This window comes from Spirochaeta dissipatitropha (assembly GCF_054657935.1).
This window is the reverse complement of the sequence record NZ_BAAHXT010000011.1, coordinates 100,628-112,718: the sequence shown is the minus strand read 5'-3', so window position 1 is coordinate 112,718 and position 12,091 is coordinate 100,628. Positions and strand designations below refer to the sequence as shown.

The window sequence follows — 12,091 nt, the reverse complement described above, 5'->3', positions numbered from 1 at the left end:
GCTACAGTAGAAAATCCATTCGGAAACATTATTTACACATATAATACTGCCAATCGTTTGACACAGGCAGGACAGCGGCACTACGATTATGATGTGAACGGCAATCTGCTGAAGGAATATACCGACAAGGAGCTCATAAGCTACAGCTACACCCCGGACAACCGGGTTGCAGAGTATCAGTGTGTCGATCTGCGACTGAGCAAGAACGGAAGCGAATATCCGGAAATAATCCAGAACTATCGTTATGACGGACTTGGCAGACGGGTGTCCTTGTCGGCCCGCAATACCCGCAATGCGCTTCCCGAAACCCGGTATGAGTTCTATGAGTATGAAGGTATGGGGTTCTCGTTTGCACGTCTGCAGTTCAGTTCAGTAAGCACAGAAAATGATTTTCAGAAAGCCCCCTCCGCCCCGGGAGGAACGCGCTACCGTCCTGCTCCTGGTTCAGAACATGATGGGGGGACACTGTTCGGCGATAGCCCGGGAGCTACAGATGCTGGTGCAGGAGACAATATAGGAACCGGCGCTGGTCATCGTTCAGCCTCTCTGAGCGGCAGTCACCGAGTAATTCATGCCCGCGGCCGTGTAGCAAGTAGGGTCAGTACAAACTCCAGCAGCTGGCCGGGCAGTCATACAGGAACCGGAGGCGATATTGTCTATAGCCATGACCGCCTGGGATCGGTGGTGAGAGAATCAAGCATGACAGGATTCGGTATGGCTGCCCGTGAATACAGCTACGACGCCTTTGGGACTTCTATTGGAACCCATTCTCCTGAATTCTTTGGTTACACAGGAAAACCCTACGACCCCATAACCGGAATGTACGATTATGGCTTCCGGGATTACGCACCAATGCAAGCCCGGTTTACTACGGTGGATCCGATACGTGATGGGGCAAACTGGTATGCTTATGTAGGCAATGATCCGGTGAACTTTGTCGATCCTTTGGGGCTGGAGGCAGTACGGCCGCCGGGTAATGGGGCGACGCCGGAGAATCCAGTACCGGATCCGTTAAAATACATTAGAGAGAATCGTCTTGGGGAACCATATGAAACAATTAAAACAACAGGAAAATCCAATGACTGCCATTCATGGACCGAATCAGTTATCAATGATATTGGCTATACTCTGCCTACTGGCTGGACTCCCGCCGATAAAACAAAAGTTGCCGGACAGAGGGCTAATCTGACAGATCAACTGCAAACAAGCCCGTCAAGTGGCTTGAATATAGTATTAATGGAAGACTCAAGAGAACATGTCCCTCATATGGGGTTGGTTAATGTAGCAGATGGAGGGACAGTTACGTTATTTCACCAATCCAGAGGTGGACTTCCAGACGATCCTAATCGAGGAAAATCAAGTGAATTTTCGCGAACCTCCATTCAAGATATAGAGGGTGAATTTACGTATCAAACATTTAGTTATGTACCTATTTACCCTCAAAAAAAAGAGGATTAATAGTATGAAAAAATTCTGCATAGGGGCATTATTGTTGCTTATATTAGCCTGTAATCTTTCAGCACAGGATGAAGCATATCCTTTTTTACATGAAGGTTTATGGGGTGTCATTGATTCAAATTTAAATCTTATACGATTACCGGAATATCACCGGATGTTTAGCTTCAGTTCATGTGGACATACCGTTGCGTTAAAGAGGAATACGCATTCATATTGGGATGTGCTAGATTCCAAGGGTAGTATTCTATATCAGATAGAAGATTATTATCCTGATCATGTCTCAGAACATCATATTAAATTAACTAGTTTGGAATCCGGTGCAAACAAACTCATTTCTGTTAACGGCGATTTAATACCTAACACCGATAACTTCAACATCAGAAGTAGTGGACTGTTTGATGGCTATATCGCAGTCATTGATGAAAGCTTACCAAGAGAAAAGTCTTCTTTCTTCTTAGACTCAGAAGGAAATGATGCATTCCCCGATGCACGTTTTTCTGGAGCAGGAGGATTTTCTGATGGGCTGGCTATAGTACGTAATATTCAACATGATTATGGCTTTATTAACACTCAGGGAGAATTAGCAATTCCCAAAAAATTTTGGGAAGTTGGAATTTTCAGTGAGGGTCTGGCATTTGCAAGAATTGAAGACACCATCGGATATATAAATAAATCCGGTGAGTTCGTATTTACCGAACATATTGAGTTTCATACACCTTTTTCTGATGGTGTTGCCATGGTAATGACAGATCGTGATAAGCATGATTGGAGAATTATTGATAAAAATGGAAACTGGGTCACGGATGATCTAAATATTGCAACTGCACAAGGATTCAATGAAGGCCTGGCTTCATTCGGCATTCTGGAACAAGGCAGTGTTAAGTATGGTTTCATGGACACAAGAGGCAACATCGTCATCGAGCCGCAATTTGACAAAGTAGGTTTATTCTTTTCAGGCAGGTTTAACTGGTTTCAAATCGGAGACCGCTCAGGGATTATTGATAGAGAAGGAAATATCTACTGGTCAGAAGATATCCTGGCTCAAAATTAACGGGAATAGTTGGATTAAGGGTTAATAATTACTGGAGAAATAACGGACGGCACAAATTGGTATGCTTATGTAGGCAATGATCCGGTGAACTTTGTCGATCCGTTGGGGTTGGAGGCTGCAAGGCCGCCGGGTAATGGGGGCACTCCGGAGAATCCAGAAAAATTTAACAACTATAATCAAGGCGTGACCTCTTTTTATGAGTATCAGCAGCACTATGCTCCAGTAGAGGGAGTCGGTGTATTAGGTGGATTCCGTACGAGTGGATATGTTTCAATCAGTGGAAATCAAGACGGAAACTTCACTGCTTCTGCAACCGTATTAGGTTCCGCACCTGGCGCAAGCAGCGCTGGGGAAGTGGAATTTTTCGGAGTAATAGAAATAACTAGTAATGGGCAGTCAATGTTAACAGTTCCCCTATCTCAACCTTCGGAGGCTCATATTACAGATCCTAATAGTACTATGATAGGGACTGCTCAGTTCCTGTTGCCACCCGAGGAAACCCCAATTGATTTTCAGGCAACCATGAAGACTGGATATATTCTTCGGGTTTCAGAAGGAAGACATACGGCCGGTACGACATTTGAACTACCCATTTTTAAGGAGGAAGATTAATGCTGTTTAGAGTAAAACTCATAGCACATGTTTCTCTAACAATCTTTATATTTCTTTTTGTGGGTTGCCCAGGCGATGGCAATCCTACATATGAAGAGCTGATTGAGAACGTAAGTAACGCATTATCTAATGGCGATAGGAATGCCCTGGTTGACATAGAGCAGAGGATTACTGATGATTATTTTGAGAAAGACGAGGGAATTAAATTTTTAAAAACTAAGGTGCTGTTGTTTTCGATTACGGGAGACTACGAGAATGCTGCGAGAATTCTGGTAAAAGGTAGGGATCTCTTTCCTGAAGATTTAGAGATCATAATCGCACTTGGTCTGGTTGAAGAATTGAGAGGTCACGGAGGCACTGTCTACTTTCAAGACGCTGCAGGCAGATTCAAGAATATTCCAAACAAGCAAAAAACATCAGCAGATAGAATGATCGAGTATTATCTGTTAGTGCTTTTGAATGAACATAATACAGACTATGCGAATGAGGTTTATAACTCTTTAAACCAGGAGGAGAAACTCTTTGCGAAGAGGTATGAAACTGCAACTCGAAGTGAACTTTTGCAACAACGTCCAATCGGTTTTGTTTATACTGATCCCATATATTCACGAAGCCCTGGGAAAAGTGATGAACAGTGGTGGCTCAACGCAGAGTCGCCAGAATCTCAATAGAATTGATCTGCTATAAGATAAATGTCAAAGTTCCCATAGGCCCAGCTCCCCTGGTCGCCCCTCCGGCTTCCTGCCTGCGAGACTAAACAGAAAATGCATTATCCGCAGCCGCCCTCCCTGGCGGCTGTCAGTTCTTCGGGGCTGATCGCCCTCCTCACTAAATAATGTATTTTCTGTTCACCAGCGGGCCGGCATGGCAATGGCGATGCCGGAATAGCAAGCAGCCACCCACATTACCACCGCCTGCGCCGACCTATAGGGGCTGGCTTGACCGTGGAAATGTGGATGACTGGATTCATGGCAAAGCGGAACTGTCGTTGTCGGCTACTGTTCTGTCGATCCAGTAGCCCAGCCCAGGAAGCCCCGGTGTGCGGGGCGAGCGGAAGGGAGGATGGAAGGAGAGCTTTGCATAATGTGCATTATGCGAAGCTTGACGGTGGCCGGAGCATCCTTAAAAGATCCGTAGGCCATCCATCCTGCCTGGAGCCGCTTACCGGAGCGGGTAGATGCTTGAATGTTGTCATGGGGATTCTTCCGGTCAGTGCGTAGCTGTAAAGCTTAGTAGCGATTACGGCTGTGGTGTTGCAGTAATATTATGCCTGTACGGTCGGGGCCAGAATTGAGTTTTCCTTGAGTTCCGATAAAGCTTTCATGCACTGTTCCTTTGACCGGAATCCTTCGCTGGAAAAATCGTATGTCGGGCAATAGCTTCATATGAGACTATTTGATTTGCGCATTAAAAGAAAGCGGGAGTAGAATTCAGCATGGTATGAAAGGGGGATGGTACTATGCTTACTGGATGTAAAATGTACGGGCAAAAAACCGTGAACGCTCCTGAAGTTTCCGGTGTGCCGCTGAGCTGGACCGGTGAATACACTATGGAGCGAGCGCCAGAGGTGCCGATTCTTTGGGTACACGATGGGGCGATTTATGTTATGGGTGCGAAGGTTTTTCCTCCGGACGATGGAGATACTGATTTCACCGAAATCCATTGCAGTCAGCATGAATGCTGGGCTGGTGCTGATGGTGAGGCGGCTATGAAGTACAGCCGTGATCCGCTGTCCGGATGCATCGAATACCGCGATATTTTCGGTACATATTTTGTATATATTCCTTTTCCACTATAGCATTGCTGCAGACTGACTTACCTTGACAGAGCAGGCATATTTCTATATAAGGAGTGGATGCTCGATCGAATTTCTCAAAAGTTCAGCGATCTCTTCCGCTCAATTTCCGGTAACCGTCAGATTACCGAGCAGAACGTGCGTGATGCAGTGCAGGAGATCAAGGTAGCGCTTCTCGAGGCAGATGTAAATGTCCGGGTTGTCCGCCGATTCATTAACCGTACACTTGAGGATGCTACCGGTGACGCAGTTCTGCGTTCGGTATCTCCCGGTCAGATGTTCACAAAGATCGTGCATGACCGCCTGGTTGAATTCCTGGGGGATGAACGGCAGGATCTCCAGCTGAAAGGGCCGGATACGATATCTCCGATTCTGCTGCTCGGTCTGCAGGGTTCGGGTAAGACAACAACTGCTGCCAAGCTGGCACTCCGGCTTCAGAATGAGGGACGGAAGGTTCTGTTGGTTGCTGCTGACCTGGTGCGGCCAGCGGCTGTTGATCAGCTGAAGGTTCTGGGTGAACGCGTCGGGGTAGATGTCTATGCGGACATGAAGGCGAAGGACCCGGTTTCGCTGGTGAAGGCTGCTTTCAAGCATGCAAAAAAAGAACTGTACAACACGGTAATTGTAGATACCTCAGGCCGTATGCAGGTGGATACTGCGCTCATGAAAGAGCTGCAGGCTATCAAAAAGATCGTGCAGCCGGTTGAGAGCCTTCTGGTTGCCGATGCAATGACCGGGCAGAGCGCAGTTGATATTGCGAAGGAATTCAATGAGCAGATCGGAATCAGCGGGGTAATTCTCAGCAAGTTCGATTCTGATACCCGAGGTGGTGCGGCGCTTTCGCTGAAAACCATTGCAAAAACACCGATTAAATTTATCGGTATGGGTGAAAAACCCGAGGATCTTGAGCCTTTTTATCCCGAGCGGATTGCAGGTCGTATTCTCGGAATGGGTGATGTGGTCAGCCTGGTTGAGAAAGCCCAGGAAACAATAGATGAAAAAGAAGCTCTGGAACTGCAGGAAAAAATGGCCAAGGCCAACTTCTCCCTGCAGGATTATCTCGAGCAGATTCAGCGTGTCAAGAAAATGGGCAGCATGGAATCACTACTGTCAATGATTCCCGGTATGGCCGGGAAGGTGAGTGAGGAAGACCTCAATACCAACGAAATGAAGTGGGAAGAGGCAATTCTCCTGTCCATGACACCTGGTGAACGCGAAAATTACCGGATAATTGGTATAAACCGGCGCAAGAGGATTGCCAAAGGCAGCGGTACTACGGTATATCAAGTAAACCGTATGCTGAAGAAATTTGACAAGATGCGTACGATGATGAAAAAAGTCACAAAGAATAAAAAATACCAGGCTCAGCTGATGCAACAGCTGGGCGGGTTGTAATACAAACGGAGGCACAAGTGAGTGTAAAGATTCGACTGAAGAGATTGGGTACAAAGAAGCGCCCCTGTTATCGGATTGTAGCGATTGATTCCCGCAGTGCTCGGGACAGCCGCCCTATTGAAGAGCTTGGTTACTACCAGCCGATCAATAAAGATGAAGATACTCAGGTTAAACTCAAGGAAGACCGCATTAAAGACTGGTTGAAGAATGGAGCAATTCCTTCACCGACCGTAAAGCGGATCCTGAATCACAACAATATTACCCTGAAGTAATTCGTATTCTGGGGCTGCGGCCCTCTGTCAGATCAACACGGATCTGTGAAAGGAGAGCAGCGTGGAAAAAGAACTCGTAGCCTATGTGGCTCAAGCGCTGGTAGATAACCCGGATGCGGTCGAGGTCGCGGTTATTGAAGGTGAAAAATCGACCATTCTCGAATTACGTGTTGCTCAGGAAGATATCGGTAAGGTAATCGGAAAACACGGGCGCATTGCCAAATCACTGCGTACGATTCTGAGTGCTGCATCGGTTAAAACCGGCAAGCGTGTCGTTCTGGAAATTCTGGACTGATGCAGGAGCTCCTTGCTATCGGCATTATTACGGGAAGCCATGGTGTCCGCGGTGAATTGAAAATTCGCAGTACTTCGGGAGAGATGGAACATTTCTCCAGCCTGAAAAAGGTGACACTGCGGCTGAAGAACGGCGATATTCGTGAGCTGAACGTAACTGGTGTACGGGGAAAACCTGATGCTATCATAATGGCGGTTGAAGAGATCAAGGATCCGGAGACTGCCAGAACACTGCGAGGCGGGGAGATTCTTGTTCCCCGTGAAGCAGCGGCTCCTCTTGATGAAGGTGAGTATTATATCGGTGATCTTGTTGCCTGCTCACTTATGTATGAAGGTAATCCGGTTGCTGAGGTAATCGCGGTATGGAACAACGGGTATCATGATATGCTGGATGTCAGCATGCCATCCGGTTCCCGCTGTACAGTACCCTTTCAGGACGAGTTTATTGGAGAAGTTGATATTCAGTCCCGCCGGATTGAGCTGAGACATATCTGGATACTGGAATGAAATTTTCGGTTATTACCTTGTTCCCGGAGATTGTTTCCGGGTTTATGCAGAGTTCGATTATGGCCAAGGCAGTTGCCGGAGGTAAGATCAGATACGATCTGATAAACCTCAGACCTTTTGGTACCGGAAAACACCGAAGCTGTGATGACACGCCGTTCGGCGGCGGTGCAGGGATGGTCCTGAAACCGGAACCATTAAGCATGGCTCTGGAAAGTGTCAATGCAGGAAACAAGCGGGTAATTTACCCCAGTCCTTCGGGACGTCCATTCACCCAGGCTATAGCACGTGAGCTTGCGGATGAGGATGAACTCGTGTTCATCTGTGGAAGATATGAGGGTATAGACCAGCGGATAATTGATGAGTACGTCGATGACGAACTATCGATTGGTGATTACGTAATTTCAAGTGGAGAAATAGCTTCACTGGTAATGATAGATGCAGTCTACCGGCTGATCGACGAGGTAATCTCGGCCGATTCATTGCTGGAAGAAAGTTTCGCAGACGGTTTGCTGGAATACCCGCAATACACCCGTCCGGCGGAATATAATGGACATTCGGTACCGGATGTGTTACTCTCCGGGAACCATGCCAAAATCGTTGACTGGCGACACCAGCAGCGACTAACCAGGACCCGGGAACGTCGACCGGATCTGTTGGAAAGGTATTATCAGACTAAAGGAGAATAGCATGGACGCATTAAAAGCAGTTGAAAGCAGCCAGCTGAAGGAAGGTCGTGATGACTTCCGAATCGGCGATACCGTTAAGGTTCACTTCAACATTGTTGAAGGTAAGAATGAGCGTGTACAGGTATACGAAGGAATTGTAATCCAGCGTGCCAACGAAGGATCACGCGCATCTTTCACTGTACGGAAGATTTCATACGGTGTAGGTGTTGAGCGTATCTTCCCGACACACTCACCCCGCATCCAGCGCATTGAAGTAGTACGCCGCGGTCGTGTTCGACGGGCAAAGCTCTACTACCTGCGCGATCGAATTGGTAAAGCAGCGAAGGTTCGCGAACTTATCAAGAAAAAGAAGCAGTAGTTTTTACTGCTTCTGCATACTGGTATGGATCCTGTCGGGCGCTTTTTACGGGTGTTTTTATCTCCTGAAAAAAAATCTGACAGTATCCGTCCCGGTGCAGTAATCAAGGCCGAGGTAATTCGGCCCCTTTCTGACAATCTCTGGCTCCTGCAGGTAGGATCCAGACGATTCTCCGCCGCATCCACTTACAACCTACTTGAACTCTCACAAAGCACTGGTCTCGAAATGAAGGTCGAGCAGGGCAGTGATGGACTTATATTCCGTCTTCTGCATCCGCCGGAGGAACCGGATAGCATACAGCTCCTGCTGCAGGATCTTGGTTTCACCGAGCACAATGAGGCCTATCGCGGATTGATAAGAATATTTATGCAGCTTGGCCTGCCTCTGTCAGAGAACTACACCTTACCGGCACTTCAGCAGCTCAGACGGCTGCTGCGTGATTTCCCTTCTGTCCGTCAGCGCTATCCCGAAATTTCGAGGTTAATAGCAATGTTTACAGATCGTGGGGTACAGGTCCCCGATGAAATTCTGTTTTCCCTCCTTGGCCCAAGACTCCAGAAGCAGGAAACCTGGCAGGAGCCGGAACGCCAGGAAGATTCACGACTGCAGCAGGATCAAAAACAGAGCGAGCATATACAACAGGATGTGTTTCTGTTCGTACCTGCCGAACAGGAATCTGTCGATCCTTCCTCCGCAGGGTATCAGCTTTTGAACAGTATTCAGGGCAGTACCGAAGAATCCTGGCTGATTGTCCCCTTTAGCTTCGGGAACTCTGAACTTGATCTGAACTCGGTCCATGGTGATATCAGGATTAATTTGGGATCCGGCTCACCTGGTCTGACTATTCTGAGTGCAGAATCGGCTGATCCTGAATGGGGGCGATGGATTTTCTTCTGGAATCAGAATGACCCCAGTCAGCAGCTTGAGGTCTTATGGGACCAGGCCGCATCTTCAGGGAGAGAAAAATCCGGGCTTCTGGAAAAACTCAGAACTGCTGTCGCTGACAGCGGCTTCACCCTGCCTGATGAAATCAGGGTACTTGAGAACTGGGATGGATTTCATATCGATGCCGGATACGAAGAAAATAATACAGGAATGATCAAGGTGGATGCATATGGATAATCCCGGAGCCAATAGAGGGCTGAAGGCAGCCGCTGTTCGCTATTCAAAGGATCTTCCATGCCCGCTTGTCATTGCAAAAGGGACACAGCATCGAGCAGAAAAAATACTTGAAATTGCAGAAAAGCACGGAATCAAGGTAATTCAGGATCAAAAGCTGACAGATAGACTATATGAACTGGAGATTGATCATCTGATTCCAGAAAATCTCTACGAACCATTGGCACGTCTCCTGAGCTTCGTTTATACTTTATCGAACAATGAAAGAAAACAAAACGACTGAACAGAACAGATCAGAATCATTCCTCAATAAACCTCTGCAGACACCTCAAATGCAGAAAATCAGTCTGCTTATGAGCAACTACAGTGCTGAATTTGCTGAAATGTATACCGCTCTGAAACTGCGCGGTGTGGTGAATAACGACAGTGCCAGAGGTCTGAGTAAGGCGATTATTCATGATATAGAGGGAATTGAACGCGATATGAAGCAATTCATATTATATGGAATGCAGGGGAAAAGCGACTTTTCATCCAGCGCTGTCTGCGTTGCATGTATAACTGCCTTGCTGGGTAAGCGGCTTTCCTATAATCAGAACGATTTAAATGACCTTGTCACAGGCGCTCTGCTGCACGATATCGGCATGATTCGGATCCCTGAAGAGATCCTCGGCAAGGACGGCAGCCTTAGTGAAGAGGAACAACGGACTATTCAGACCTATCCATCACACTCATACCGGATAATCACCGGGGAATTATCACTGCCGGATGATATAGGAATAATTGCTCTGCATCATCAGGAGCGATGGTCCGGCGGTGGATACCCCAGGGGAATGAACGGGAGCAATATATCGTTTAATGCCAGGATTGTGGCGGTAGCCGATGCATTTGAGGCTATGTTGAGCACCCGTCCATACCGAAGCAGCATGGACGGCTACAATGCTGTTCGTGCGATCCTCAGGGACAATGGGCAGCGTTTTGATCCAGAGATAATAAAGGTTTTTATTCAGACCTTCGGAATATACCCCAGAGGGTGCCTGGTGCTTTTAAATGACAGTGCAATTGGAAGGGTGATCGAGATTCATCCGGATACTCCGCTGCGACCACAGGTAAAAATAATGATCAGTCATGAAGGCCAGGAATATGTAGAGGATGAGGGTCCTGTAATAGATCTGCGTGATGAAAAGCGGATGTTTATTGCCCGACCTATCAACAGAGAACAACTCCAGGATATCTCCTATACGGAACATGCATGAAAAAAGGCCGGGCGAATATTCAGGGGAGCTGGGGAGAATCGGCTGCTGCGGAATATCTAATGGCAAATCAGCATAAAATTCTTGAAAAGAACTATAAAAGAACCGGCGGGGAGGTCGATATTATCTCTATGGAGGGCGACTGTCTGGTTTTCACCGAAGTAAAAACCTGGACAAGCCTGCCCCCCGAAGAATTGAGCCGTGTAATATCACGGAGTAAAAGGCAGCATATTTTGCGTACAGCCGAGCTGTTTCTGCTTGAGCATCCCGAGTACCGCGAGCGTAGTATCAGATTTGATATTATACTTCTCAGCGGTAAACACGGACTCAGACATTATGCAAATGCGTTTCAGGGAGCTGATGAAGCATGGTAGATCCTCAAGAACAAGAAATGCAGGAAAAAAGACTGGATGATCTACGGCAGAAAATCCAGGATGAACTCTATGTTTCTGCTGCCATCGAACGGCTCGCTGAACTTATTGCCAGAGAATTGCTGCCGGACCCGGAAGAAAATCTGAGCGCGTACAGCCATTCACTTTTCCTCCAGTAGACGGACAATATCCATAGCTTTCCTTCTTACATCATAGACAAACGAAGAAACCGCATGATTGATCAACTCCTCAATAAGAGGATCGATGATGTCACGGCGTTCAGCCTCTTCATGAGCAAGTAGTAAAAGTGCATATGCCAGTCTGTTGTCCTGCTGGGTATTGCGGTTTATCCGAAGGCGCTGAACCAGGATTTCCTGGCCGCTGCGATGAATATCTATCCCCTGAAGTGCAAATGCTGCCTCAGCAGCCACCACACTGTCAGGGTTCTGTTTGACAAGCAGTAATAGCTGATCTCTGGCATTATAACCTCCGGCCGCCATTACCGAGACTGCATCTCTGGCTATTGAAAGTTCGGCGCGGGAAATAATCATCAGCAGAAGATCCTGAACAGCCGGATCATAGGCAGCCACTACCTTGTCCTCAACCAGATTCCTTATTCCTGAGACTGCCATTGACATGTGAAAGGGATCATTAGACCGGATCTGGGTAATGAACAGATTCGCAGCAGCCTGCGGGAGTTCTGACGCTCTGTCAGGCCGTATTTCCTGACTTTGAAAGGGGATCCAGTCGGGCATGAATGGCTCGCTGTACAGCTGTGCGCCGCAGGTAAGCAAAAACAGGAATACAATGAACGGAATCAGATAAGGCTTCCTTATACACAACATATATTCAATACTACGACCCGCACCTGAATATGTAAAGTGATGCTTGACCTGCAGCCTGAGCAAGGGTAATGTTAGCGA

General features: G+C 47.3%; 17 protein-coding genes. 16 read left to right on the top strand and 1 reads right to left on the bottom strand.

Features of this window, described 5'->3' with window-relative positions:
- The 16 genes from ACYQ2L_RS13355 to ACYQ2L_RS13280 all read left to right on the top strand — a co-directional run.
- Positions 1-1,458, top strand: a 1,458-nt coding sequence (locus tag ACYQ2L_RS13355; RefSeq protein ID WP_460056626.1) for an RHS repeat-associated core domain-containing protein, incomplete at its 5' end; no start/stop codon positions are given.
- Between the two features lie 4 nt (positions 1,459-1,462).
- The gene (locus tag ACYQ2L_RS13350) at positions 1,463-2,509 is read left to right on the top strand and encodes a WG repeat-containing protein (protein WP_460056623.1); all 1,047 of its coding nucleotides are present in this window, start codon (positions 1,463-1,465) and stop codon (positions 2,507-2,509) included.
- Between the two features lie 84 nt (positions 2,510-2,593).
- A complete protein-coding gene (locus ACYQ2L_RS13345) occupies positions 2,594-3,121 on the top strand; it encodes a hypothetical protein (RefSeq protein WP_460056620.1) in 528 nt (175 codons plus the stop codon).
- Positions 3,121-3,792, top strand: a complete 672-nt coding sequence (locus ACYQ2L_RS13340; RefSeq protein ID WP_460056617.1) for a hypothetical protein — start codon at positions 3,121-3,123, stop codon at positions 3,790-3,792. Before ACYQ2L_RS13345 ends, ACYQ2L_RS13340 begins: the two co-directional genes overlap by 1 nt.
- Before the next feature lie 788 nt (positions 3,793-4,580).
- Complete coding sequence (locus tag ACYQ2L_RS13335; RefSeq protein ID WP_460056614.1) at positions 4,581-4,919, top strand: hypothetical protein; 339 nt, start codon at positions 4,581-4,583, stop codon at positions 4,917-4,919.
- Positions 4,920-4,976: 57 nt separating this feature from the next.
- Positions 4,977-6,311, top strand: coding sequence for a signal recognition particle protein (gene ffh, locus ACYQ2L_RS13330; RefSeq protein ID WP_460056611.1), 1,335 nt, complete (start codon positions 4,977-4,979; stop codon positions 6,309-6,311).
- Between the two features lie 17 nt (positions 6,312-6,328).
- Positions 6,329-6,583, top strand: coding sequence for a 30S ribosomal protein S16 (gene rpsP / locus ACYQ2L_RS13325; protein ID WP_460056609.1), 255 nt, complete (start codon positions 6,329-6,331; stop codon positions 6,581-6,583).
- A gap of 61 nt (positions 6,584-6,644) precedes the next feature.
- Positions 6,645-6,878 carry a KH domain-containing protein gene (locus ACYQ2L_RS13320; protein WP_460056607.1) on the top strand — a complete coding sequence of 78 codons (234 nt, stop codon included), beginning with the start codon at positions 6,645-6,647 and terminating at the stop codon, positions 6,876-6,878.
- On the top strand, positions 6,878-7,384 hold the full coding sequence (rimM, locus tag ACYQ2L_RS13315; protein WP_460056604.1) for a ribosome maturation factor RimM: 507 nt from the start codon (positions 6,878-6,880) through the stop codon (positions 7,382-7,384). Before ACYQ2L_RS13320 ends, rimM begins: the two co-directional genes overlap by 1 nt.
- Positions 7,381-8,070 (top strand): tRNA (guanosine(37)-N1)-methyltransferase TrmD, encoded by a 690-nt coding sequence (gene trmD, locus ACYQ2L_RS13310; RefSeq protein ID WP_460056600.1) that lies wholly within the window; start codon positions 7,381-7,383, stop codon positions 8,068-8,070. The genes rimM and trmD overlap by 4 nt, the downstream gene beginning before the upstream one ends.
- Before the next feature lies 1 nt (position 8,071).
- Positions 8,072-8,428 carry a 50S ribosomal protein L19 gene (rplS, locus tag ACYQ2L_RS13305; protein ID WP_460056598.1) on the top strand — a complete coding sequence of 119 codons (357 nt, stop codon included), beginning with the start codon at positions 8,072-8,074 and terminating at the stop codon, positions 8,426-8,428.
- A gap of 24 nt (positions 8,429-8,452) precedes the next feature.
- Positions 8,453-9,550, top strand: coding sequence for a hypothetical protein (locus tag ACYQ2L_RS13300; RefSeq protein WP_460056594.1), 1,098 nt, complete (start codon positions 8,453-8,455; stop codon positions 9,548-9,550).
- Entirely contained in the window at positions 9,543-9,830 is a 288-nt protein-coding gene (locus ACYQ2L_RS13295; protein ID WP_460056591.1) for an EscU/YscU/HrcU family type III secretion system export apparatus switch protein, read from the top strand. Before ACYQ2L_RS13300 ends, ACYQ2L_RS13295 begins: the two co-directional genes overlap by 8 nt.
- Complete coding sequence (locus ACYQ2L_RS13290) at positions 9,808-10,800, top strand: HD-GYP domain-containing protein (protein ID WP_460056588.1); 993 nt, start codon at positions 9,808-9,810, stop codon at positions 10,798-10,800. The genes ACYQ2L_RS13295 and ACYQ2L_RS13290 overlap by 23 nt, the downstream gene beginning before the upstream one ends.
- The gene (locus ACYQ2L_RS13285; RefSeq protein ID WP_460056585.1) at positions 10,797-11,171 is read left to right on the top strand and encodes a YraN family protein; all 375 of its coding nucleotides are present in this window, start codon (positions 10,797-10,799) and stop codon (positions 11,169-11,171) included. Before ACYQ2L_RS13290 ends, ACYQ2L_RS13285 begins: the two co-directional genes overlap by 4 nt.
- Positions 11,165-11,347 (top strand): hypothetical protein, encoded by a 183-nt coding sequence (locus ACYQ2L_RS13280; protein ID WP_460056583.1) that lies wholly within the window; start codon positions 11,165-11,167, stop codon positions 11,345-11,347. Before ACYQ2L_RS13285 ends, ACYQ2L_RS13280 begins: the two co-directional genes overlap by 7 nt.
- On the opposite strand, the gene ACYQ2L_RS13275 is transcribed toward ACYQ2L_RS13280, so the two are convergent.
- Entirely contained in the window at positions 11,330-12,013 is a 684-nt protein-coding gene (locus ACYQ2L_RS13275; RefSeq protein ID WP_460056580.1) for a hypothetical protein, read from the bottom strand. The two genes, ACYQ2L_RS13280 and ACYQ2L_RS13275, sit on opposite strands and share 18 nt — an antisense overlap.
- Positions 12,014-12,091 lie beyond the last annotated feature (78 nt).

Bases quoted from the DNA above. Each gene is read 5' to 3' on its own strand.
- ffh (WP_460056611.1), top strand. From the start codon at position 4,977: ATGCTCGATCGAATTTCTCAAAAGTTCAGCGATCTCTTCCGCTCAATT.
- ACYQ2L_RS13295 (WP_460056591.1), top strand. From the start codon at position 9,543: ATGGATAATCCCGGAGCCAATAGAGGGCTGAAGGCAGCCGCTGTTCGC.
- rimM (WP_460056604.1), top strand. From the start codon at position 6,878: ATGCAGGAGCTCCTTGCTATCGGCATTATTACGGGAAGCCATGGTGTC.
- ACYQ2L_RS13285 (WP_460056585.1), top strand. From the start codon at position 10,797: ATGAAAAAAGGCCGGGCGAATATTCAGGGGAGCTGGGGAGAATCGGCT.
- ACYQ2L_RS13290 (WP_460056588.1), top strand. From the start codon at position 9,808: ATGAAAGAAAACAAAACGACTGAACAGAACAGATCAGAATCATTCCTC.
- ACYQ2L_RS13300 (WP_460056594.1), top strand. From the start codon at position 8,453: ATGGATCCTGTCGGGCGCTTTTTACGGGTGTTTTTATCTCCTGAAAAA.
- trmD (WP_460056600.1), top strand. From the start codon at position 7,381: ATGAAATTTTCGGTTATTACCTTGTTCCCGGAGATTGTTTCCGGGTTT.
- ACYQ2L_RS13335 (WP_460056614.1), top strand. From the start codon at position 4,581: ATGCTTACTGGATGTAAAATGTACGGGCAAAAAACCGTGAACGCTCCT.
- ACYQ2L_RS13275 (WP_460056580.1), bottom strand. From the start codon at position 12,013: ATGTTGTGTATAAGGAAGCCTTATCTGATTCCGTTCATTGTATTCCTG.
- ACYQ2L_RS13340 (WP_460056617.1), top strand. From the start codon at position 3,121: ATGCTGTTTAGAGTAAAACTCATAGCACATGTTTCTCTAACAATCTTT.
- ACYQ2L_RS13280 (WP_460056583.1), top strand. From the start codon at position 11,165: ATGGTAGATCCTCAAGAACAAGAAATGCAGGAAAAAAGACTGGATGAT.
- rplS (WP_460056598.1), top strand. From the start codon at position 8,072: ATGGACGCATTAAAAGCAGTTGAAAGCAGCCAGCTGAAGGAAGGTCGT.
- ACYQ2L_RS13350 (WP_460056623.1), top strand. From the start codon at position 1,463: ATGAAAAAATTCTGCATAGGGGCATTATTGTTGCTTATATTAGCCTGT.